26 protein-coding genes and 1 tRNA gene are annotated in these 23,728 nt (G+C 26.4%); 13 read left to right on the forward strand and 14 right to left on the reverse strand.

What is annotated here, in order from left to right; translation table 4 throughout:
* The first annotated feature begins 1 nt into the window (after nucleotide 1).
* The 9 genes from coaD to EXC48_RS04075 all read left to right on the forward strand — a co-directional run bounded on the left by coaD (nucleotide 2) and on the right by EXC48_RS04075 (nucleotide 7,773).
* Complete coding sequence (gene coaD / locus EXC48_RS04035) at nucleotides 2-427, forward strand: pantetheine-phosphate adenylyltransferase (protein ID WP_129720959.1); 426 nt, start codon at nucleotides 2-4, stop codon at nucleotides 425-427.
* Nucleotide 428: 1 nt separating this feature from the next.
* Nucleotides 429-1,019, forward strand: coding sequence for a ribosome biogenesis GTP-binding protein YihA/YsxC (yihA, locus tag EXC48_RS04040; protein WP_129720961.1), 591 nt, complete (start codon nucleotides 429-431; stop codon nucleotides 1,017-1,019).
* The gene (locus EXC48_RS04045; protein ID WP_129720963.1) at nucleotides 1,009-1,884 is read left to right on the forward strand and encodes an MAG1430 family protein; all 876 of its coding nucleotides are present in this window, start codon (nucleotides 1,009-1,011) and stop codon (nucleotides 1,882-1,884) included. The genes yihA and EXC48_RS04045 overlap by 11 nt, the downstream gene beginning before the upstream one ends.
* A 64-nt stretch (nucleotides 1,885-1,948) precedes the next feature.
* Nucleotides 1,949-2,500, forward strand: coding sequence for an inorganic diphosphatase (locus tag EXC48_RS04050; protein WP_129720965.1), 552 nt, complete (start codon nucleotides 1,949-1,951; stop codon nucleotides 2,498-2,500).
* A gap of 70 nt (nucleotides 2,501-2,570) precedes the next feature.
* On the forward strand, nucleotides 2,571-2,723 hold the full coding sequence (gene rpmG / locus EXC48_RS04055; protein WP_015287661.1) for a 50S ribosomal protein L33: 153 nt from the start codon (nucleotides 2,571-2,573) through the stop codon (nucleotides 2,721-2,723).
* Between the two features lie 293 nt (nucleotides 2,724-3,016).
* Nucleotides 3,017-4,075: an aminopeptidase P family protein gene (locus EXC48_RS04060; RefSeq protein WP_129720967.1), complete on the forward strand. Its 1,059-nt coding sequence runs from the start codon at nucleotides 3,017-3,019 to the stop codon at nucleotides 4,073-4,075.
* On the forward strand, nucleotides 4,059-5,006 hold the full coding sequence (gene pip / locus EXC48_RS04065) for a prolyl aminopeptidase (RefSeq protein ID WP_223216329.1): 948 nt from the start codon (nucleotides 4,059-4,061) through the stop codon (nucleotides 5,004-5,006). Before EXC48_RS04060 ends, pip begins: the two co-directional genes overlap by 17 nt.
* A gap of 470 nt (nucleotides 5,007-5,476) precedes the next feature.
* The gene (msrB, locus tag EXC48_RS04070; protein ID WP_129720971.1) at nucleotides 5,477-5,911 is read left to right on the forward strand and encodes a peptide-methionine (R)-S-oxide reductase MsrB; all 435 of its coding nucleotides are present in this window, start codon (nucleotides 5,477-5,479) and stop codon (nucleotides 5,909-5,911) included.
* Between the two features lie 140 nt (nucleotides 5,912-6,051).
* Complete coding sequence (locus tag EXC48_RS04075; protein ID WP_129720973.1) at nucleotides 6,052-7,773, forward strand: Na/Pi cotransporter family protein; 1,722 nt, start codon at nucleotides 6,052-6,054, stop codon at nucleotides 7,771-7,773.
* Between the two features lie 46 nt (nucleotides 7,774-7,819).
* Here the strand turns inward: EXC48_RS04075 and EXC48_RS04080 are convergent, their stop codons facing one another.
* On the reverse strand, nucleotides 7,820-8,494 hold the full coding sequence (locus EXC48_RS04080) for a hypothetical protein (protein ID WP_129720975.1): 675 nt from the start codon (nucleotides 8,492-8,494) through the stop codon (nucleotides 7,820-7,822).
* 1,080 nt (nucleotides 8,495-9,574) lie between these two features.
* Here EXC48_RS04080 and EXC48_RS04085 point away from each other — a divergent pair.
* Entirely contained in the window at nucleotides 9,575-10,549 is a 975-nt protein-coding gene (locus EXC48_RS04085) for a hypothetical protein (RefSeq protein ID WP_129720977.1), read from the forward strand.
* Nucleotides 10,550-10,686: 137 nt separating this feature from the next.
* A tRNA-Thr gene (locus EXC48_RS04090) sits at nucleotides 10,687-10,762 on the forward strand.
* Nucleotides 10,763-10,815: 53 nt separating this feature from the next.
* Here EXC48_RS04090 and EXC48_RS04095 read toward each other — a convergent pair.
* From EXC48_RS04095 to EXC48_RS04130, 8 genes are all read right to left on the reverse strand, one after another.
* Complete coding sequence (locus EXC48_RS04095) at nucleotides 10,816-11,124, reverse strand: thioredoxin family protein (RefSeq protein WP_041593830.1); 309 nt, start codon at nucleotides 11,122-11,124, stop codon at nucleotides 10,816-10,818.
* Nucleotides 11,125-11,232: 108 nt separating this feature from the next.
* Nucleotides 11,233-12,612, reverse strand: coding sequence for a M17 family metallopeptidase (locus EXC48_RS04100; protein ID WP_129721092.1), 1,380 nt, complete (start codon nucleotides 12,610-12,612; stop codon nucleotides 11,233-11,235).
* Nucleotides 12,613-12,704: 92 nt separating this feature from the next.
* The gene (locus EXC48_RS04105; protein WP_129720978.1) at nucleotides 12,705-14,075 is read right to left on the reverse strand and encodes a M17 family metallopeptidase; all 1,371 of its coding nucleotides are present in this window, start codon (nucleotides 14,073-14,075) and stop codon (nucleotides 12,705-12,707) included.
* Nucleotides 14,069-14,455 (reverse strand): YigZ family protein, encoded by a 387-nt coding sequence (locus tag EXC48_RS04110; RefSeq protein ID WP_129720979.1) that lies wholly within the window; start codon nucleotides 14,453-14,455, stop codon nucleotides 14,069-14,071. Before EXC48_RS04110 ends, EXC48_RS04105 begins: the two co-directional genes overlap by 7 nt.
* A complete protein-coding gene (gene ylqF / locus EXC48_RS04115) occupies nucleotides 14,448-15,299 on the reverse strand; it encodes a ribosome biogenesis GTPase YlqF (protein ID WP_129720981.1) in 852 nt (283 codons plus the stop codon). The genes EXC48_RS04110 and ylqF overlap by 8 nt, the downstream gene beginning before the upstream one ends.
* Nucleotides 15,271-15,576 (reverse strand): MAG0865 family DivIVA-related protein, encoded by a 306-nt coding sequence (locus EXC48_RS04120; protein WP_015287677.1) that lies wholly within the window; start codon nucleotides 15,574-15,576, stop codon nucleotides 15,271-15,273. The genes ylqF and EXC48_RS04120 overlap by 29 nt, the downstream gene beginning before the upstream one ends.
* The gene (locus EXC48_RS04125) at nucleotides 15,569-16,303 is read right to left on the reverse strand and encodes a TrmH family RNA methyltransferase (RefSeq protein WP_129720983.1); all 735 of its coding nucleotides are present in this window, start codon (nucleotides 16,301-16,303) and stop codon (nucleotides 15,569-15,571) included. Before EXC48_RS04125 ends, EXC48_RS04120 begins: the two co-directional genes overlap by 8 nt.
* The gene (locus EXC48_RS04130; RefSeq protein ID WP_129720985.1) at nucleotides 16,275-16,823 is read right to left on the reverse strand and encodes a tRNA (cytidine(34)-2'-O)-methyltransferase; all 549 of its coding nucleotides are present in this window, start codon (nucleotides 16,821-16,823) and stop codon (nucleotides 16,275-16,277) included. The genes EXC48_RS04125 and EXC48_RS04130 overlap by 29 nt, the downstream gene beginning before the upstream one ends.
* Nucleotides 16,824-16,999: 176 nt before the next feature.
* Here EXC48_RS04130 and EXC48_RS04135 point away from each other — a divergent pair, with 176 nt between their 5' ends.
* Nucleotides 17,000-17,965 (forward strand): hypothetical protein, encoded by a 966-nt coding sequence (locus tag EXC48_RS04135; RefSeq protein WP_129720987.1) that lies wholly within the window; start codon nucleotides 17,000-17,002, stop codon nucleotides 17,963-17,965.
* 54 nt (nucleotides 17,966-18,019) lie between these two features.
* On the opposite strand, the gene tuf is transcribed toward EXC48_RS04135, so the two are convergent.
* The gene (tuf, locus tag EXC48_RS04140) at nucleotides 18,020-19,207 is read right to left on the reverse strand and encodes an elongation factor Tu (RefSeq protein ID WP_015287681.1); all 1,188 of its coding nucleotides are present in this window, start codon (nucleotides 19,205-19,207) and stop codon (nucleotides 18,020-18,022) included.
* Between the two features lie 391 nt (nucleotides 19,208-19,598).
* On the opposite strand from tuf, the gene EXC48_RS04145 reads away from it, so the two are divergent.
* Nucleotides 19,599-20,753 (forward strand): trigger factor-related chaperone, encoded by a 1,155-nt coding sequence (locus tag EXC48_RS04145; protein ID WP_129720989.1) that lies wholly within the window; start codon nucleotides 19,599-19,601, stop codon nucleotides 20,751-20,753.
* Between the two features lie 50 nt (nucleotides 20,754-20,803).
* On the opposite strand, the gene rsmI is transcribed toward EXC48_RS04145, so the two are convergent.
* Genes rsmI through EXC48_RS04165 form a run of 4 tightly spaced genes read right to left on the reverse strand, consistent with a single transcriptional unit; the run spans nucleotide 20,804 to nucleotide 23,726 of the window.
* Nucleotides 20,804-21,535, reverse strand: a complete 732-nt coding sequence (gene rsmI / locus EXC48_RS04150) for a 16S rRNA (cytidine(1402)-2'-O)-methyltransferase (RefSeq protein ID WP_129720991.1) — start codon at nucleotides 21,533-21,535, stop codon at nucleotides 20,804-20,806.
* On the reverse strand, nucleotides 21,528-22,472 hold the full coding sequence (locus EXC48_RS04155) for a DNA polymerase III subunit (RefSeq protein ID WP_015287684.1): 945 nt from the start codon (nucleotides 22,470-22,472) through the stop codon (nucleotides 21,528-21,530). The genes rsmI and EXC48_RS04155 overlap by 8 nt, the downstream gene beginning before the upstream one ends.
* Nucleotides 22,472-23,119 carry a dTMP kinase gene (tmk, locus tag EXC48_RS04160; RefSeq protein WP_015287685.1) on the reverse strand — a complete coding sequence of 216 codons (648 nt, stop codon included), beginning with the start codon at nucleotides 23,117-23,119 and terminating at the stop codon, nucleotides 22,472-22,474. The genes EXC48_RS04155 and tmk overlap by 1 nt, the downstream gene beginning before the upstream one ends.
* 16 nt (nucleotides 23,120-23,135) lie before the next feature.
* On the reverse strand, nucleotides 23,136-23,726 hold the full coding sequence (locus EXC48_RS04165) for a toprim domain-containing protein (RefSeq protein ID WP_015287686.1): 591 nt from the start codon (nucleotides 23,724-23,726) through the stop codon (nucleotides 23,136-23,138).
* Nucleotides 23,727-23,728: the final 2 nt, after the last annotated feature.

Genomic DNA, 23,728 nt, shown 5'->3' on the forward strand with positions numbered 1-23,728 from the left:
AATGAATAACTTAAAAAACGCTCTTTATGCTGGCTCATTTAACCCAATTCATGAAGGGCACATATCAATTTTAAAAAAAGCTTGCGAAATATTTAATACCGTTTATGTCCTAGTTAGTCAAAATCCAGATAAAGAAAAAAATGATATAATTAAAAACATTAATGATGTTATTAAAAAGACAGCAAATTTAAAAAATATTAAAGTTTTAACAGGTTTTCAAGGTCAATTAACAGCATTAGTAGCTAAACAATTAAATATTAAGTATTTAATTCGTTCAGCCAGAAATAATTTCGATTATCAATTTGAAATTGATTTAGCCAGTGGAAATAAAATTTTAAATCCAGAATTAGAAACAATTCTAATTATCCCAGATAATGAATACTTAAAATATTCTTCATCATTAACAAAGTCAATGAAAGGAAAATAGAATGTTTAAATTTGTTAAATCAGCAACAAACCCATCTAATTGATATGAACATAATAATTATGAAATCGCTTTTTGAGGACGTTCAAATGTTGGCAAAAGTAGTTTAATTAATTTAATTGTGCAAAATAAAAAAATGGCTAGGGTTTCAAAAACACCAGGAAGAACGCAATTGATAAATTTTTTCGAAAATGAATATGGGGCGGTTTTTGTTGATTTACCTGGTTATGGATATGCAAGAGTTTCAATAGCACAAGCAAAAAATATGATGTTAATGGTAGAAAAGTACTTAGAAACCCGCCAAAACCTAAAAAATGTTTATTTATTAATCGATTCCCGCCATGGAATCACAAAAAACGACCAAAAAATAATTGAATATTTATTAAAAATTAATCTTTCATTCATTTTAATTTATACAAAAATTGATAAATTAAATCAAAGAGAAAAATCAAAGCTTCTTAAAGGGATAAATGAATCTCAAAAAATCTATGGAAAATTCAAGTATTTCATTATTTCATCCGAAACCGGATTTGGAATAAATGAATTAATTGTAAACATTAACGAAACCATTCAAGGAGATAATTATGAAAAATAGATTAGCAATGTTTTGCGTGCTTAGTTTAGGCACTGCTGTTGTTTCAGGAATTTCTATTGCTGTTATTCTATCACAAAGCAAACAACCAAAAAATGAATTAGATGCAGCTAAAAGACATATTTTAAATGGGGTAAATCTAAATGAATTCACCCTTACCACAGGTAATTTAGATCCAAAAAATGTTTTGGCAAGTAAATATGCTGATTCACCTACTTACATTAAATCTTCTTTTCAAACACCAAGTGGAAGTTCTGATTTTTGAACAAAACAATTAATTAGTTCTGTTATTCTTGATCAAGCAACCAAAAATAAAGAAAAACTTTTTGGTTTTAATCATCCTAAAGGTTTATTACTAAACTATTTTACTGATAATTATTTAATTTCTTTTAACTCATATGCAAATGATAAAAATGGTACTTTATATTTAAAAGTTATTTTTAAACCAAAAGAAGGGAAAAAACTAAATCAACAAGTTGAATATATCTATAAATTAACTGGATTTAATAAATATTCAGAAAATTATTTCAAAGATGGTTTATTTATCAAAGGACTTGAATGAAAAAAAGACGAAATTAAAAAATATAAAACTATTCAAGAACTTAAAAACGCTTATGATGAAGCAATAAAAAATAAAACCATATCAACATTTATAAAAAATATTTTCTCATTCCAAACTTCACCATCTTCATCAATTAATCTAAAAGAAACAAAATTAGAATTTAATATAGATAAAAATTTAGTCACTCTTAAAACAAAACTAAATGCTCTTGTTAATGAAGCGACCGAAAATGATTTATTAAAAATCGCCATTGAACCAACAAATGTTGACGCAAGCATTGATAAGGAATTTCAAAATAAAGCATAAATAATTTAATAAAAATTTTTTCTCACTTTTTCAATATTTTTATGTTTATAATATAATTTAGATTATGAAAAACATTAGCGTTAAAATCGAAATCCAAAAAAACTCAAAAATTAAGTATGAATACAATAGAAAAACCAAAGAAATCGAAGTAGACAGAATTCTTAGAGGTGATTTTGTTTATCCATGCAACTATGGTTTTGTACCAGAAGCATTAGATTGAGACGGCGATGAGCTAGATGTATTGGTTTATTCAGATGAAGTTTTTCAACCTGGTACTAAATTAAATGCTAGATTAGTTGGTGCTATGAAAATGATTGATAATGGTGAAACTGACACTAAATTAATTGCAGTTCACGCTGACGATTATAGATTAGATCACATTCAAAAACTTGAAGACCTACCAATGGAATTTTTAAATTCAGTTAAAACATTTTTTAGCACATATAAAAATTGAAAACGACCTAACATTACACAAATTTCAGGTTTCGAAGGACTTGAATATGCAATTTCAGAATACAATGAATGTGTTGAGTTAATGGATAAATATGGTGCAATGGATAAAAAAGAATTCATAGCAAAAATGAAACTTGAACATCCTGAAAAATATACTTTTTAAATTAATTACTTAAAATTAAGGTGTATAAAATTATATAATATGTAATGCAATAAATATTAAAAGGAGTAAAATGGCAAGAGAAGGATATACATTAACATGTCAATCATGCAAAATGGAAAATTACATTTCTAAAAAGAACAAAAAGAACCATCCTGAAAAAGTTGAGTTATCAAAATATTGTTCAAAATGTAATGCTCATACAAACCATAAAGAAAAAAAATAAAAACTTCAATAATTGAAGTTTTTATTTTTTAAAACCATTTTTGGTTATTCTATCCTAAACTCATATACTTTATTTATTTTTATATCACATATAAAATTTATTTTTCATATGAATCATTAAATGATAAAAAATATAATAGTATGTAATAAAATTCTTATAATTGTTTTGTTAATATTTATAAAATATATCAAAATATCTCAATTTCTACTTAATAAAATATAAAAATTTTATTAATAAAAACATAATGTTTAAAAACAAACTATTATAATATATATACACAGAAAGGTCTTATTATGAATAGAAAAAAATTAGATAATATATTTGAAAAATACCAAATTGATGCTTTAATTTCAGAAGCGCCTCAAACTAGATTATGATATTCAGGAATTCAAACAACTGATGGATACTTGGTGATTGAAAAAGATAAAGCAACATTATTTGTTGATGGTAGATATATTGAATATGCTAAAAAAAATGCTAAAAATGTTGATGTTGTGCTTTTGCAAGGTAATGTAATGTCAGATTGACTAAAAGCAAAAAATTTTAAGAAAATAGCTTTAGAAAAAGATTACTTAATCAAACAAGTTCAAGATCATATTATAAAATTAATTGAGCCTCATGAAATTATGTGAGTAAGTGCACAGGAATTACGTATTGTTAAATCAAAAGAAGAATTAATTAAAATGCAAGCCGTTATTGATATTTCTATGAAAGCATTAGATGAATTCAAAAAATGAGTTAAGCCAGGAGTAACAGAAAAAGAAGCAGCTGCAATGCTTAACTTTATGTTGAAGAAAAACGGTGCTGATAAAGAAGGATTCGATGAAATAATTGCTAGTGGTCCAAATTCAGCTGAACCACATCATCACCCTACTGATAAAGTAATAGAAAACAATCATTTACTAAAAGTAGATTTTGGTGCATTATATCAAGGGTATACAGCTGATATTACTAGAACATTTATAGTTGGAAATGAATCAAAAACTAATGAAGAAGCTAAAAAAATATTACAAATTGTAAAAGAGGCAGCTGCATTAGGGCGGAAAGCCGTAAGACCAGGTATCAAGGTAAGTGAAATTGATAAAATATGTAGAGATTATATTACTGAAAAAGGATATGGAAAATACTTCACTCATTCAACAGGTCACGGTTTAGGAATTGACGTTCATGAGTTACCATCAGTTTCTTCTAGATCTCAAACAATTTTAGAACCAGGCATGATAATAACCGTTGAGCCAGGAATATATATTGAAGGATTAGGCGGAGCAAGAATAGAAGATGATGTTTTAGTAACCGAAAATGGACATTATGTCTTTTCAAGACCAGAAGAAACAAATGAAAAACCATTCTAGTACTTCTTTATTAAAAGCAGATTTTTTAAGAGTTTCTGAACTACATAAAATATACTATGAAATACATGGGAATCCTATTGGAATTCCTGTTTTCATTGTCCATGGTGGTCCAGGCGGAGGCAGTTCATTCAAACTAAAAGAATTATTTAACTTAACAAAGTTTAAACTAATTTTCTTTGACCAAAGAGGTTGCGGTAAAAGTCAACCATTTTTAGAATTAAAAGACAATAATACAAATGAATTAGTAGAAGATATCGAAAAACTTAGAAAATACTTAAATTTAGGGCAAATTAATCTATTTGGTGGCAGTTGAGGCACTACTCTTAGTTTAATGTACGCTATTAAATATCCAAAAAATGTTGCTAAAATATTATTAAGAGCTGTTTTTTTAGCAAGACAAGAAGACGTTAATTTTCTTTATGAAAAAAATGGCGCCTCAGAGTTTTATCCAGATTTATTTGAAAAATATTATGGGCTAATTAAAAATGAAAAAGGAAATAGTATTTTAGAAAAATACTACAAAATTTTTATTAGCAAGTCATCAGCATTACAAAAAGAAGCTGCAATTATGTTTTCTAATTGAGAAAATTCTCTTGTTTCTATTAAAAAATTTAACGCTAAGAAAAGATATTCAAAAACCGACATTAATGATGCATTAGCCATCTCATTACTAGAAAGTCATTATTTTATAAATCAATCTTTCTTGCCATATGATAACTATATTTTAGATAATGTAAACATTTTACTAAATCATGATGTTACAATAATTCACGGAAGACAAGATATCGATTGTCGGCCAATAGGTGCATATTTATTACATAAAAAACTACCAAATTCAAAACTTTTTCTTATTGATGCAGCTGGGCACACGTCACTTGACAAAAATTTATGAAATCAACTAAAAAAATCAATATCAGATTGAGAAAAATAAATCATCATTCAAGAGGAAAAAAATACTTATTTTTGCTATTTTTCTAGTTTTTTAATAAAAATGAATATTTTTTTTCTAAAAAAAGTGAAAAAAAATATTCAAGTTATAAAGAAAACTAGCTTCATAAAAATTTCAAAAATTAAAAACATTTTAACTTTTAAGCCTTGTATAAGTGCATTTTAGTAACTTTTAATAAAAAAATATCTAAAGTATAATGAATAATTAGAAGAATATTTTTTAAAAATTTTGTTAACTTTTAAAATTTGTAAATCAAAAAAATATATGGTATACTTTTAAAAATACTTAAAAAAAAAAAAAAAAAAAATACTTAAAAAAAATATTAAAAGAAATACTTAAAAATTAAAAATACTTATAAATAAGAAGACAATAGTTTGTAATTACAGCTATTGTCTTTTCTTTTTTTGAAAAATTAAGTTTTCTTTATAATATTTATACAATAAGGAGGAAAAATGTTCGACAAAGAAAAACGTTTAAAAGAATTAACTGAACTTCAATATAAAATAACTCAAGAAGGACACACAGAGCCCCCTTTTAAAAATGAATATGATAATCATTTTAAAAAAGGTATATATGTGGATATCGTGGATGGAACACCACTTTTTAAATCAACTGATAAATTTAATTCAGGTTGTGGTTGACCTGCTTTCAGTAAACCAATTAATGATAGTGTAATCAATGAATTTATGGATTATTCACATAATATGAAAAGAGTTGAAGTAAAAAGTAAAAATGCCGATTCTCACTTAGGTCATGTTTTTAATGATGGACCAGCTGAAAGTGGCGGATTAAGATATTGTATTAACTCAGGTTCACTTAAATTCATTCCATTTGATGAAATGGAACATGAAGGATATGGTGAATTAAAAAAATTATTTGAAGATTAAATTATTGTATATGGATAATTATCCATATACAATTTTTAAAAATATAAAAATGTTTTCACATTTTTCATTTTGATCGTACTTTTTTATTTTTTATATTTTTGTTTAGTATAATAAAAGATATTTTTGATTAAGGAATAATTATGAATTTTTCAAGCATATCATTAGCAATAATTTTTGCACTAGCTAGTTTAGCATTATTTATTTTTTCTACCAAAAAATTATCATCTTCCTTAAAATCACTCGGAGACACAAAGTTTAAAAAAATATTAAATTTTATTTCAAAAAATAATTTTATGGCTCTTATTATAGGTGTATTTATAACAACATTAATACAATCATCTGATGGCGCTGTAGCACTTATTATGGGTTTACTAGCAGCGAGGTTTATAAGTTTGAAGGTCGCGATCGCCTTTTTATTGGGCGCTAACATCGGTACTGCTACTACATCATTAATCGTTTCTTTTCAATCATCATTTGCATTTACTGAATATTTTATTTTATTAATGTTTATAGGTGTTTTTGGTTGAATTCTAACAAAAAGAACCAATTGAATTAATATATTTTTAATAATTCTTTCGATTGGAATGATTTTCTTTTCATTAAAAATTCTTTCATCATCTGCGGTTGCTATTGTTAAGACTGATTTATTCAAAAAATCAATTGGTGTAGTTGGAATAAATCCTTGACTCGCGTTTATATTTTCGTTTGCTTTAACAGGAATATTGCAGTCTTCAAGCGCAACTGTCACTTTATATCAAATAGTTTATGCACAGAGTGATAATATTCTTCCAACTAATTCAGCAATTGCTTTGGTACTTGGTTCAAATGTTGGAACTACCATAACAGGACTAGTTGTTTCATTTACATCAAAAAATAAAAATTCTCAAAAAATTGCAATTATTTGAGGAATTACAAATCTAAGCATCTCATTACTTGTTTTACCATTTTTATATCCATTAAATTTCTTTGAAACATTAATCACTTCAATCGTAGATAATTCAAACAAAACGCTTCAATTATCTATCGCTCACTTGTTGTTTAATTTCATCCTCGTTGGAATATATATATGGTTAATTAAGTATTTAGAAATATTAGTTAACAAAATAATTAAAGATGATAATCTAACAACAAATTATCAAATTATACTCCCATATGAACTTATTAATCAAAATGCATTTTTAGCTTTAAAATCTGCTAAAAAGGCACTTCAAGAGCAAGCAAGAATTTCAAAAAGTGGACTAATGATTCTTGAAAAATACTTAAATACCGGAAATTATAAATTAATTGACAAATATGAAGAACTTAGTAATATCATTGATGAAACAAGACGGAATATTTATAATTACTTAATCAAAATAACTTCAAATAATTTATCAACTGAAGAAGCAAAAATACATTTATCCTTAGTACTATCTTCTAGATCTGTTGACAAAATTATGACAATAGGATCAAGAGTAATACTAGAATTGAAAAAAGTTAACGATCCTAAAAAACCTCAAAAATTCATTCTAGATAATGAATTGATCTTAGAAATTAAAAATTTATTAAATATCACATCTAAAATATTAGATAATGTTATTTTTCAATTAGAAGAATTTTCTCACGAAAGAAGTATATATATTAATGAGCTAAAAGATGATGCTAATAATTTGTCCTTAGAATATGCGAAAACCAATATATATAGATTAAAAACAAACCTATCACAAAAACAATTAGAATTCGATTTTGATTATAGTCGTCTACTTAGAGCGATTGAAAGAATCATTCATCATTGTCAAAGAATCGATCAATATATTGCTAATGAAGCTATAAAAATAAAAATCAATGAACCCATTGAGCTAAATTATTATGATAGCATTTAAAAACAAAACTCTAGATTTATTTATTCTAGAGTTTTGTTTTTAAAAATTAATTGAGTGTTATATTTTGGCCATTTTCAATTTCGATCTTGCTTTCTGATATTAAATTATTGTCATAACTCAATTTAGATACTTGAACTAAAATTCTTTGATATGGCTTGTCTTTCTTTTCAAGCTTTAAAGTGAAAACCACTTCATTAGCAATGCTTCCTTTTTTACCAGAAACCAATTCGCTTTTTGTCTTTTTATCAGCTTCGCTTGAACCAAACTTATCGACTACTTCAATATTTAATTTATATAATTCAGCTTTTGGTTGATATGCTTTATCATCAAAGTTTAACGCAATAGTTATTTCATCATTTTTAGAAGCTTTAATTGACAAGCTATGTTTTTTAGCAAGTACGTCCATTACTTCTTTACTTTTGGTTTTTGAATTTCCAGCATCATCAATTCCTTTTTCCTTTTCTTTTTCATCAGTATTAGGTGTTTTATGACCATGTATTTGACGATCGAAGTCCTCTTTAGTGATATCTTTATTTATTTTTTTGTCAGGTTTTGACCCTTTTTCGGTCTTAGTACCAGAATTATCTTGCCCTGTTTGTGGGGTTTTAGGCCCTTGTTTAGGTTTTTCCTCTTTAGGTGAACATGCTACAATACTAGCACCCATTAGTGTAGTGATCGATAATAGACCAAGGCCGCTGAATATTTTTTTATACTTCTTCATAATTTGTAGAAACTCCTATAATTATTTACTTAACTACTTAAAAAACAAAAATGCTTATAAATTCAATTTATTGAATTTCTATTTTATAAATTAAAAAATCAATCGATATTTTAATTCTAATGAACTAATTAAACCGTTGATAACATGTGTTATAAAGTGACAAGTTCTTTTTTTTTTTTTTTTTAGATAAAAAAAATATTATAATGCAATAAAACATAGGCATCTATATAGAATAATATTAAAAGTTAATGAAAATGTTGTCTTTTTTGCTTTTAACAATTTCAAAAGGAAAAAATATAATTATTTAATTTCCATAATACATTCAATTCTTATAAATAAATGTCTAAAATCAAACTTAGATTATTCTTAAATTTCATATATTAAACAAAAAGCGAAGAAGATATTATTAATAGAATAGATAACTAAAGAAAATAATTATGTTATTGATATAAATATCATTATATAAATTCAATATAAAAAATTTATACAAACTCAACATTGAAGTTAAAAATTAAACAACAAGTTTAGTTTCACATCATTTTTTATGTTCTTACTTTTCTACAAAATCCTTTTATATCATATAGGAATTAATATTAGTTATGTAAATAATATTTAAACATCTCATTTCATTAATTTAAAAACACTCAGAATAAAATTGTGTTTATAAAAACAATAGGTTATTATTAAATTTACATAATTTTAATTAAAATATTTCTATAAATTCATAATGAGAAATAAAAATAATAAATAAATATATATGAAAATATAAAAATAATGAAGTTACTTGCAAAAATAAAGATTAATAAAAATTAATTTATTAATTAAATTTTTCTCTTATTATATAGGACAATTTAACAATTTATCAATTGTATTACATTTTATTAAAAAAAAAAAAAAAAAAGGAACTTGTCTATTTTCTAGCTGATAGTTTTACGTTTGAGCACGAATAAAAAAATAAAATTTTTTTGAACATTTAAATATTTTTACTAAATTTAATATTTATATTGCTTATTTATAAGTTTTTTTTTTTTTTTTTAAGTAACAAATCTTTAACTATTATAAGGAGAATTTTTAAAAATCATGAAAAAATATAAAAAAATATTCAGCGGCCTTGGTCTATTATCGATCACTACACTAATGGGTGCTAGCATTGTAGCATGTTCACCTAAAGAAGAAAAAGCTGATAAAGCTAAGGCTGAAAAGGAAAAAGCTGATAAAGCTAAGGCTGAAAAGGAAAAAGCTGATAAAGCTAAGGCTGAAAAGGAAAAAGCTGATAAAGCTAAGGCTGAAAAGGAAAAAGCTGATAAAGCTAAGGCTGAAAAGGAAAAAGCTGATAAAGCTAAGGCTGAAAAGGAAAAAGCTGATAAAGCTAAGGCTGAAAAGGAAAAAGCTGATAAAGCTAAGGCTGAAAAGGAAAAAGCTGATAAAGCTAAGGCTGAAAAGGAAAAAGCTGATAAAGCTAAGGCTGAAAAGGAAAAAGCTGATAAAGCTAAGGCTGAAAAGGAAAAAGCTGATAAAGCTAAGGCTGAAAAGGAAAAAGCTGATAAAGCTAAGGCTGAAAAGGAAAAAGCTGATAAAGCTAAGGCTGAAAAGGAAAAAGCTGATAAAGCTAAGGCTGAAAAGGAAAAAGCTGATAAAGCTAAGGCTGAAAAGGAAAAAGCTGATAAAGCTAAGGCTGAAAAGGAAAAAGCTGATAAAGCTAAGGCTGAAAAGGAAAAAGCTGATAAAGCTAAGGCTGAAAAGGAAAAAGCTGATAAAGCTAAGGCTGAAAAGGAAAAAGCTGATAAAGCTAAGGCTGAAAAGGAAAAAGCTGATAAAGCTAAGGCTGAAAAGGAAAAAGCTGATAAAGCTAAGGCTGAAAAGGAAAAAGCTGATAAAGCTAAGGCTGAAAAGGAAAAAGCTGATAAAGCTAAGGCTGAAAAGGAAAAAGCTGATAAAGCTAAGGCTGAAAAGGAAAAAGCTGATAAAGCTAAGGCTGAAAAGGAAAAAGCTGATAAAGCTAAGGCTGAAAAGGAAAAAGCTGATAAAGCTAAGGCTGAAAAGGCTAAAAAGTAAAAAAATTTTTTTATTTTCAAAAACCGCGCAAAAGCGCGGTTTTTGAAAATAAATATTTTATAAACTATATATTAAATAATCAACATAAATATAGATTTCAACTTTTTCTCATTTAATGATATAATAATCAAGCAAAAGCCGTCATAGCTCAGTCGGCAGAGCACATCCATGGTAAGGATGGGGTCGCTGGTTCAAGTCCAGTTGTCGGCACCATATCTATTTATTAGACTAATTAAAAAAATCAGTTTAATAGCTGATTTTTTTAATTATTTTAAAAAACTATCTAGTTCACTTAATAAGTCATCATAAGTTCTATATCCGACTAAATCTTTTATCATAGAACCATCTTGATAAACTTGTGTATAAGGAATAGCTCTAACACCTGATTCTGTTGCAAATTCCTTATTTTCTTCAATGTTAACCCTTAAAATTTCTACACCATTTTTATCTGCTAGTTCTTCTAATGTAGATTTATACATTTTACATGGTCCACAATATAAAGCGTGAAATACTAAAAGTTTTTTTCCTGTTTTGATTTCATTTTTTGCTTCTTGTGCATTTATTTCACGTAACATATTTACCTCTTTTCTGATTTGAAAAAATTATACAATATAAAAATAAAAAAGTAAAAAATAACTTTTTTATTTAAATTTGCATAAAAAAGTTATTTTTTGGTAAATCTATTAATTTTTATTATTTAGAGCTAATTGAACTAAAGTTTTAACCATAACACCTGTTGGTCTTCCACCTTGTTCAGCTGTTCCTGCCACGTCAAGATGAATATATTCAACATCTTCTGTAAATTCTTTTAAGAACATTGCAGCAGATGAACTTCCTCCGCCTGCACCAGATAAATCAGTATTTTTTAAATCTGCAACTGGTGAATTTTTAATTTCCTTTGCAAAAGCTTCATCAAGTGGCATTCTTCAAACAAGTTCATGTTGTTGATCGGCTGCTTTTTTAAGATCATCTCATGCTTTATCTGATGTAGCTCATACACCTGTGTATGTGCTACCTAATGCAACTAAGATTGCGCCTGTTAAAGTAGCTACATCAACAATTCTAGTCGCTTTAAGATTTCTAACAGCATATGTTATACCATCAGCCATAACTAAACGACCTTCAGCGTCGGTGTTATTAATTTCAACAGTTTTTCCATTCATACTAGTTCATACTGAATCTGGTAATGAAGCATCTGCATTAACTCTATTATCAGTGATGCACATAATTGCAGCTACATTTGTTTTTGGTTTTAATTGAGCAATAGCTTTCATTGCACTAGCCACAAACACAGATCCAGACATATCAAATTTCATCCCAAGCATTGAGCGACTTGGTTTTAATGAATATCCACCTGAGTCAAAAGTGATTCCCTTACCTACATAAACACTTTTTTCATCTGAATCAGGATTTCCATTATATTCAATAACAACTACTCTTGGTTCATAAACACTTCCTCTATTTACAGAAAGCAACAATCCCATTTTATGTTCTTGAATTTCTTTTTTATTTAAAACAGTTATTTTTAGATTTGAATATTGTTTCAAATCATTGACAACATCATCAGCTAATTTTTCAGAATTCAAAATATTCGGTGGAGTAATTTGTAGATCTCTAGCAAAATTAACACAATCAGATAAGATATTTGACTTATTTAAAGCTTCAAAATATTCATTTTCGCTTTTTATAGTGTATAATGAAATATTAAATTTATCAGCTTTTTTTGAAGTTTTAGCATTATAAATATCAGCATTTACATAATTGTATGCATTAATAAATGCACTAACCACTTGATCAATTGTGAGATCTTTTTTAATAAAACTATCTAAATCAATTTGATAATCTCTCGCTTGATTAGTGAAAAAACCTTTTGCAAAATTGAATAATGATTCATATGTAAATTTATCTTCATCTCCAAGAAAAACAAACGCTTGATTTGTATCAAAATATTCAGTTACAACATTATTTTTTTCTATTAAATTTTTAGGTAATTCTTGTTTTTTAAAAATCGCTTTTAATAACATAGAGTTATTTCTAGCATTTTCTACTTTATTTAATTTCATCATTTCCTTTCTAATCATAAAGATATAAATATTTTACTATTATTTATTAATTTTCAATTATTTTTAAGCATTGAATGTGATTAGTCTAAATATTATTTTTGTAATTCTAAAACAAATTCAACTAATGTAGCAATTAATGGACCTTGTGGTTCTCCATTGATATCAGCTGTTCCGGCTATATCACAATGAATAAAATCAACATCTTTAGTAAATTCTTTTAAAAACATTGCTGCTTGTGAAGAATCTTGTCTAACAATTTTTGATCAACTTGCTAAATCAGCAACTTTTGAACTTTCATTTCCCTTATGAAAATCCTTGTGTAAAGGCATTCTTCAAACTTTTTCTTGTGCTGTCTGAGCTGCCTTTTCAAATATTGCTCACTTAGTTTCATTAGTTGATCAGATACCTGAAAACACATTAGATAACGAGGTTAAAATAGACCCAGTTAAAGTTGCAACATCTACAATTGTTGTTGCATTTAATCTGTCAGCTGCATAAAATATTCCATCAGCTAATACCAAACGACCTTCGGCATCAGTATCAACAACCTCAACTCATTTACCGCTCATTGATTGGTAAACATTTTCAGGCAATGAAGCATCTGCATTAATTCTATTATCGGTAATACACATAATTGCTGAAACATTTACTTTTGCTTTTAATTCAGCTAATGTCTTAACAGTATAAGCAGCAACAACTGAACCAGACATATCAAACTTCATTCCATCCATATAATAACCTTTAGTATTAACACCACCAGTATCAAATGTGATACCCTTACCAACTATTGATGTATGTTCTTTTGATTTTTTATCTCCTCTATATGAAATAACAACAACTCTTGGTTCATGAGTGCTTCCTTTATTTACAGAAAGCAAGAGTCCCATATTAAGATCTTTTATTTCTTTTTTAGTTAAAACTTCAACTTTTAAACCATCTATACCGGAAAAATCATTTACAATTTCAGAAGCTAACATTTCTGAATTTAGGAAATTCTCGGGCATAATTTGTAAATTTCTTGCTTTATTAACATTGAGCGCAATTAGTTCAAATTTCTTAATTAATTTTTGGACTTCAAGTGTTTCATTTTTTACTAAAATGCCAATTTGTTTGGTTTCAAATTTTGCTTTTTTATCAATTGACTTTTTAAATAATTCAGCTTTTGCAAAAATAGTTTTAGTAATAAACATTCTTAATAATTTTGAATACTCAAAATGTTTACTGAATTCTTCAATATCAATCAGATAATCTCTTTGATGTGAATTTGCAAATGATAAAAATCAATTGCAAAATTCAAATCAAGTTTGGTGTTTAGTATCAAAATACACATATGATGTTTTATTAACTAAATCATCAGTAATACTAAAATTTTTCTTTCCAACAAGTTCTGGAAAAATTTCCCCTTCAAAAGCTGGTTTTAATAATTGCATCTTTTCGTTAATTTCTTTATAAATTTTTAACATATCTTCTCCTTATTTTTTATATAATTTTCTATTGCAAGTTTTGCAGATTCTCGATAAGCTTTTATTAACCCGCCTGCTCCTAGCATAATTCCGCCAAAATATCTCACAACAACAACCAAAACATTATTTAAATTTTTAATTTTTATAATTTCATAAATTGGTCTTCCTGCTGTATTTTTAGGTTCTCCATCATCATGAAATCCAGCACTTTGATTGCCGTTTTTATTTATTGAATAACTATAACAAATATGTCTTGATTTTTTATGCTCTAATTGTAATTTTTGAATTATTTCTTTAATTTCTTTTTTATCACTTATTTCAAAAATATATGATAAAAAAGTTGATTTTTTAACAATTATTTTAAACTCGTCATTAATCAAATGTTACACCTTTTAAATTTTTAACTCATTGAATAAAGTGTCTTTGAGCTTTAATAATATCTAATTTACCTTGATCTTTGAAGAATTTAAATATTTCAGCATATTCTCTAAATAAACTATAAATTTCAATTTCATCATTTGATGGTTTCAATCCTAGCTTAATAAGTTTTTCAGGATAATATTTTGAAACTAGTTCATAAATTTTACAAGCTACAAATTCTACCGGAAAGTTTTCTGCCTTAATTGAACCGACTGCTAAAAGTTTTATTGCCGGTTCTTGATCATTAAATTTAGGTAACAAAATTCCTGGCGTATCTAAAAATAAATACTCTCCATTTACAACTCATTTTTTTTCTCTTGTAACTCCTGGAAAATTAGCTACTTTCAATACTGCTTTATTAGAAACTAAATTTATTAAGGTGCTCTTTCCGCAATTAGGAACTCCCACAACAAATGATTTTATCTTTGTTTGAATCATTCCTTTCGCTTTATTTTTTAAAATTCTTTCTTGACTCATTTCTTTTAATTTAGATAAAATCATTTTCTTAGATGAAGTATTTCTTAAATCAAGTCATAATAAATTTTCGCCTTTAAATCTACTTGAAATTAAATCTCTTTTCTTTTGATCCATTAAATCACTTTTAGTAATAATAAATAAGCGTGGTTTATGTGGGGCAATTAAATCAAAATCCTCATTGTATGAACTTATTGGACATCTAGCATCTAAAACAACGATAAAAATATCGGCTAAATTAGATATATCTTTTATTTCTCTAATTCCTTTTGCCATATGTCCTGGATATCATTGAACTAGATTATGCGGTTTTTCTAGGTTTTCGTTCATCGTTTACTTTCTCCAATTGTTTTAATGTAGTTTTATATCTTTGGATCTCAAATTCTGCTTTATTTAATTCATTAGTCTTATTAAATAACTCTTTTTCTAACAATTCCATTTTTTGTTTTAATTCTTCATTGTCACTATTAATTACTTTCACTCATGAAATTATCTTTTTTACAAATTCATCAATTTCATGCACATTATATCCATCCAATGAAATAGTGAACTCATTTTTTTCAATTCAAGAAATTAATTGATCTATTTTTGTTAAATCGTTATTCATCTTTACTCCTATTATAAACCTTATCTAATACAATACCAGCAGAAATAGCTACATTAAGACTTTCAAATTCAATTGGAATATAAATATTTAAATCAGAAAGTTTTTGAATATTTGGTCTAATTCCATTTGCTTCATTACCAAAAACAATTACCATTTTATCTTCTACAAATTTTATTGAATTAAGAACTTGGGCATTTTTATTTAAAAGTGTCTCATAAATTGTATAATCATTATTTTTTAATTTAATCAATTCACTTTCAAGATCATTTGTTTCAATAATATTTAATTTGAATAATGCACCTTGACTAGCTCTTATTACTTTATCATTAAAAACATCTAAATTTTCAATAATTACAGTATCAAAATTAAAGGCCTTTGCAATTCTAATAATTGTTCCAACATTACCTGGATCTTGAAGATTATTTAAAGCTACAACCTTTTTTATTGGATATTTACGTAATTTTCTTTTATCACAAACAGCAATTACTTTCTGAGGTGTTGTTGTTTGTGATAAATAACTAATTATGTCATAACTAACTTTTGTTGAATTTTGATAAAAATTAGAATCTTCAGTTTCTAAAATTTCAACAACTATATCCTTTGTTAAAGCTTCATTAACAAGATGATATCCACTAATCAAAAAAAGATTAGACTCTTTCCGAAATTTTTTATTATGAAGTTTTTTTAATTCTTTTATTTTAATATTCTGTTTGCTTGTCAAAATCATTCTTTAATAAAAAGTCCTTACCTTTTTCAACCTCATATATAGATAAATCTTTTCAGTTTAACTGCCTCATTACCTCATATCCAATAACGCAAACAGAATTAGCTAAATTAATTGAACGCATTTTAGAAACCATTGGTATTCTTAAACATTTCTCAATATGAGATGCTAGTATTTTTTTAGGTATTCCAGTTGATTCTGTCCCAAACATTAATCAAATATCACTATTTTTTTTAAATTCTGCATTATAATCAACTTTTTCATATGTTTTTAAACCATATCTAGTTATATAAAAAATATTTTTATCAGCATATTTTTTATAAAAATCATCATAAGAATTATGTATTTCATGTCTAATATCAGACAACATTCTACCTGCGCCATAACGGCGTAAATATTTAGGATGTAAATCAAAACTAATCGGTTTTATAATATGTAATTTAGCGCCTAATGAATAGCATGTTCTAATAATATTCCCTGTATTCGGTGGTATTTCCGGTTCGAATAAAACAATGTTTATCATTTTAACTCCTTTAATAGTTCATATTATAAATTATTATTAAACATTTATATGTATTTATAAAATAAATCAAAATGAGACAAAAAGGTAAAAAGTTACTTTTTAATTTAATTTTAAGCAAAAAAATAACTTTTTACTTTTTTTATAAAAGATAGTATAATTTTTAAAACGGAGGAAATATGAAAAAAATAAAAAAAACAATTAGTATATTAGGAGGTTCGCTTGTTTCAATACCAGTTGCGGCCATTGTGGCATGTTCTCCAACTGAACAAAACAAGCGTAAAACCAATCAGACAATTGATTTTACCGAACACGGTATCGCTAAACATACAGGTAGTGTTAAAACTAGAGAATTATTATTCCCAGCGGCTAAAAATGAAAATAAGTTAGATGCAAATGGAATTTTTAATATTGGATTACATCATTCACCAGTTGAAGGTGTTCAAGGAGAGTGGGTTGCATTTGCAACAGAAGTAAAATCAGAAACTGATAACACGCTAGTTGAACCAGTTGTGATTAAACAAGCAACTACAACAGCAACAAATGGAGAATTCCCATTAAGATGAAAATTTGAAGGCGAAAATAAACTTCAAGATGGAAGATTCTATACATTTATTTTCTGAAAGAAAGATGGAACAGAAAAAATCGTATTTAGCCCGGACAATATCAAAAATAGTAAAGATGTTTTCCCTGCTAAATTACCTGAGGGAACTGTTAGAAAAACCAATCAGACAATTGATTTTACCAAACACGGTATCGCTAAACATACAGGTAGTGTTAAAACTAGAGAATTATTATTCCCAGCAGATAAAAGCAATAAATTGGATGCAAAAGGAATTTTTAATATAGGATTACATCTTGCTCCAGTCCAAGGTGTTCAAGGAGAGTGAGTTGCATTTGCAACAGAAGTAAAATCAGAAACTGATAACACACTAGTTGAACCAGTTGTGATTAAACAAGCAACTACAACAGCAACAAGTGATGATTTCCCATTAAGATGAAAATTTGAAGGCGAAAATAAACTTCAAGATGGAAAATTCTATACATTTATTTTCTGAAAGAAAGATGGAACAGAAAAAATCGTATTTAGCACAGACAATATCAAAAATAGTAAAGATGTTTTCCCTGCTAAATTACCTGCTTAATTAAGTCATTGAAAAAAACACACTATAGTGTGTTTTTGTTTTATTTTTGAAAAATTATTTAACGATTTTTGTTACTGAACCAGCACCAACTGTACGTCCACCTTCACGAATTGAGAATTTTGTTCCTTCTTCAACAGCGATAGGTGCAATTAATTTAACTTTTAAGTTAACGTTTTCACCTGGCATAACCATTTCACGTCCAGCTTCGAATTCAACTCCACCTGTAACATCTGTTGTACGGAAATAGAATTGTGGTTTATAGTTCTTGAAGAATGGTGTGTGACGTCCACCTTCTTCTTTTTTAAGAACATAAATAGCAGCTTCAAATTCTGTGTGAGGAACGATTGAACCTGGTTTAGCAAGAACTTGTCCACGTTCTACATCATCACGGTTAACTCCACGAAGTAATAATCCTGCATTGTCTCCCGCGATAGCTTCTTTAAGATTTTTACGGAACATTTCAATTCCTGTAACAACTGTTTTCTTAGTAGATTTTAATCCAACAATTTCAACTTCTTCGTTTAATTTAAGTGTTCCACGTTCAACACGTCCAGTAGCAACTGTTCCACGTCCTGTAATTGTAAATACGTCCTCAACAGCCATTAAGAATGGTTTGTCATATTCTTTAACAGGTGTTTCAATATATGAATCAACTGCGTCCATTAATTCTAATATTTTTTCTTCGTATTTAGCATCACCTTCAAGTGCTTTTAAAGCTGAACCACGAATAATTGGCGCATTATCTCCATCAAATCCATATTCTGATAAAAGGCTACGAATTTCAACTTCAACTAATTCAATCATTTCTTCTTCACCTTCTAACATATCAACTTTGTTTAAGAAAACAACGATACGCGGAACACCAACTTGTTTAGATAAAAGAATGTGTTCACGTGTTTGAGGCATAGGCCCATCTGTTGCAGCAACAACTAAGATAGCACCATCCATTTGAGCTGCTCCTGTAATCATGTTCTTAACGTAATCAGCGTGACCAGGACAGTCAACGTGTGCATAGTGACGTTTTTCTGTTTGATATTCAATGTGTGATGTGTTAATTGTTATCCCACGTGCTTTTTCTTCGGGTGCATTATCAATAGAAGCATAATCACGAGCTTCTGATAATCCTTTTTTAGCTAAAACAGTAGCAATAGCTGCTGTTAATGTAGTTTTACCATGGTCAACGTGTCCAATTGTACCAACGTTAACGTGCTCTTTACTACGGTCAAAATCTAATTTTGCCATATTTTCCTTTCATAATCCTATAATTTTATAATTTTTATGTTTGTTTTAGCGCTAAAACCAACCTAAGTCTAGCCTTTCATCTAGATCCTGTCCTTTTCCTAAAACATATATTTATAATAATAAATCTATTTTATCAAAAAACTTTAAAATCGCTTTTATTTAAAAGTCTTATATATTTTAACACAAAAAAGCAAATCATATATATTTTTATTATAAGACATAATTTATTAATAAATATAAATAATACTAAAAAATCAAAATTGTTTTCTAACAATATTCTTTTTCATTAAATAAAGTACGATTATACTTCAAAAGATGAATTATTTAATATCTAAATATTAAATTAAATTAAAAATAATTTATAATATCAAATATTAATTAGGAGAATATAATGAAACACATAATAAAAGATTTTAAAATCGACGGAACTGAATGAATTAAGATTCAAAATGATGCATTAAAATTTTTAGAATCCAAAAATCAAAAAATTAATCAACAAGTTATTTTAGATTATGCAGTCGATGCTTATGGAGATCATATTTTAAACAATGAATTTAAATTAAATAATCAAAAAATTAAAGAAAATAAATATTATTTTAGACCAATTATTTTAAATAAAAAATTCAGTATCAATGAATTTACATTTCAATTAAAATCATATTATCTAGATGAAGAATTTACTAAAAATTTAAAAATAGATCAATGCAAGAAAGTTCCATTTAGTATGAATCCTGAATATGAAACACAAATTAATGAATTCACAAAATCATACATCAATAATTTTAAATTTAGGGATAAAAAAGAAATCAATTCAGTAATAAATGAAGGTGATGTGGTCCATATTGAAGCGTTGCACAAAGGTACAAATCGTGTTAATAAATTTGAAATTATAGCATCAAGTGATATAAAAGATGATTATAAAGATGTTAATTATTTAGAAAATAAGTTAATTGGTAAAAATGTAGGTGAAACATTTACTTTTGAAGCTAATAAAGATGTATCATTAGAAATTAAAATAGAAGAAGCATTCACTATTACACCAGAACCAATCACAGATGAAAATGCATATAAAATAGGTATTGAAGAATTGAAAACACTAGATGATGTCAAAAAATACATCCGTAAATCTATATTAGAACAAATTATTTCAGAAACACTATTCGAATTTGGATGAAGGGTAATTGAGTCAATTAGAGAATCTAATGAAAAAATTGAATTACCTGATGATCTAGTCAATAATGATATTGAAGCTTTTCAATTTGAATCTGACTTTGTAGGAGATAAAAAAGAAGTTGTTGAGGATGCTATTATATCATTTTTCTGATTTAACTTCGTTGCGCACACCTTTGACATTTCAATATTTAATAAAGAAATAAATTATGAAATTAAAAGAGTTAAGACATTTTTAAATATGGAAAATAATAATGATATAAACATTAGAAAGATTGCTGATGCAATTTTACTTAAAAAGCTTGCTTTAAAGATTTTAGAAGAAACCGATAAATCATTTATAGAAAAATTTAAAGATTATATTGTTTTTGAATAAAAATAATAATTAAAAAACATACTAGTAGTTAAAATACATTAGTATGTTTTTTAATTTACTTTACTAAATTCTTGGTATTTATTCTTCTTTTGATGTTTTAACTTAGGTTTCATTAAGCAAAGAGTAAACTCGCCTTTAATACTAGGCTTTTTCATAAATATGCTAATTAAATTTGAAACAGAATCAAAATATCAAGTTTCATGGATTTTAGTTAATTCTTTCACTAAACAAATCTTAATATTATCATCAAAAACTTCATAAATATCATTTAAACAATCAAGTAATTTATGTGGTGAAACATAATAAATATATGAATGATTTTCATTTATAATTTGTTGTTTAAATTCTTTTTTTCTTTGTTCAGATTTATCTTTTACAAAACCTAAAAAACTAAATGTATTACTAAATGCTGCGCCAACAAAACCTGTTATAACAGCACTAACACCTGGGATAATTTCAAGCTCGATATTTTGCATACGAGCTAATTTAATGATTTCAAATCCGGGGTCAGAAACACAAGGCATTCCGGCATCACTCACAATGGCAACATCTTGATTTTTATTTAAAACATAATCAATTATTTTCAATGAAGTAGTTTCTTCTGTAAAAGCATTGTATGTTATTAACTTTTTGCCAATAATTTGATATTTATCAAGTAATTTTTGAGTTACTCTTGTGTCTTCACAGGCAATTATTGGAACATTTTTTAATATTTCTAAAGCACGAATTGTAATGTCGCTAAGATTTCCTATCGGCGTTCCAACAACATAAATTTTACTCATAAATTTCTCCTAATTTAAGCAACATAACACTTTTTTGAATTTTAAAACTTGCATTTAATGATAAATTATTTAAAAATTCATTAATATGTTTAACTCAAATAAATATTTTTGGATATTTTAAAATTAGAGAATTTATTTCACTTATTTTTTCAAAAAACTCATTTTTTATAAAAAAATTGTTCCTATTATTTAATCCTAAAATGCACATTTTAATAAAACTTAATATAAACATAGTTCTATTCATATCTTCTTTATTTAAATCGTCATTTATGGCAATATAAAATTGTGGAAAATAATTATGTTTTTTTGTTATTAAAGCCTTCATTAAATCTGTGTATTGTTTAAATAAATCTTGATACTTTTTTGAATTAAATTCCTTAGCTAAATCTAATGAATTATAAGCAAATTTAATTGCTACAGGGGTAAATTCGTTTGTTTCATTAATATCAAAATTTTTAATAATGTCAGCATATTCATCTTCTTTTAGTTTGATATATTGAGCTCTAGAAATAATCGTTGCTAATAGCGACTTTGGATTTTTTGTTATTAATAAAATGCAAGTATTTTTTGATGGTTCTTCAATCTCTTTTAAAATTGCATTTAAGGCTTCATTTGAAGCAAATTCGATATTTTCAACAATAATTATTTTTTTCTGATTTTCTAAAACGGAAGCGATATTTGTACTACTAAAAAAATTTCTTAATTCTTCTTTTTTATGAACAGCTTTTTTAATATCAAAATAAAAAATATTTGGATAAAGATCATTAAAATCAATCTCTTTAAAAATGAATGTTTTATCATTTACCTGATTCAAAATTTGGACAATATTATAAATAACATTTTTTATATCCAATATTTTAGAAGCATCAATTAAATATAAGTGTGATAATTTATCAGTTTTAACAAGTTTTTGAAAATGTAAATAAACTTCTTGCATTATAATTCTTTAACAAAATTCTTAAATTTTTGATTTTGTTCAAGTTTTTCCATTATATTATCACACACTTCATTCAAACTTAACATTGCATTAACAATGATAAAACGTTTTGGATCTTCATTAATTAATTGTTTATAGCCACTATATACTTTTTCATGAAATTCATATGTTTCATTCTCTAAGCGGTCTTCAAATAAACGTGATTCTTGTCTTCTTTTTTTTGAATCACTAGGTGTAGCATCTAAAAATATTGTAATATCAGGAATTGCTCCATCTATTATTAATGTAGTTAGATTTTTAACAAATTTATAACCTAGGCCTCGCGCAAAGCCTTGATATGCATAAAAACTGTCAATGTATCTATCGCATAAAACAAGTTTATTCTCCTTTATAGCTGGCCAAATAATTTTTTCTAAATGTATTCTTCTACTTGTTGAATATAACATCGCTTCAGCAACTGGCGAAAGGTCACTTTTATTATCTAAAATTATCTCTCTAATTCTTTCGGCCTCTTTAAGATCCTTTCCACCTGGTTCGCGTGTTTCTATCAATTCAAGTTTCGAATATTTTTGTTTTAATCTAATCGCGATTTCTTTCATTATTGTAGTTTTACCGCTACCATCAAGACCTTCAAGTGTTATAAACATAATTTACTACCCCTTTTTATTCTTTTGTTCTATTAATAAGTGATTGTTTAAGTGTCATTTCATCAATATAATCAACTGAGGAACCAATTGGAAGTCCAATTGCTAATTCACTTATTTTTTTTGCATTATTTTTTAAATATTTTCTTAGAACATATTTGATAATTTCACCATCAAAATTTGGTGAAATTCCTAAAATTACTTCATCAAATCCTTTTGCATATTCACTTAATTTATTAATCAAATCTATTTCTTTTTCAATTAAATAATCACTTTTTAATTTCTTACCAAATACAAAATACTTTCCTTTGAAAAAATTAGCTTTTTCTATTTTATTAAGTATTTGCAGTGATTCGACTACTAATAATTTATTTTCTCTAGAATCATCTGTACAAATTTCACATTCTTCATCATTAAAAATAGGATTAGTACACATTTGACAAAAAGTAGTGTTTTCTTTCACATTTCTAAATGCATTTGCTAATAGATTTACCTCTGATTCATCGGTTTCAAAAATTCAATAAACTATCTTTTCCGCTGATTTTTTAGTTATTCCTGGCAACTTTATAAGTCTTGAAATAAAATTATTGATCTTATCTGAATTAAACATTA

The organism is Mycoplasmopsis cynos, assembly GCF_900660545.1.
Classification (GTDB): domain Bacteria; phylum Bacillota_I; class Bacilli_A; order Mycoplasmatales; family Metamycoplasmataceae; genus Mycoplasmopsis; species Mycoplasmopsis cynos.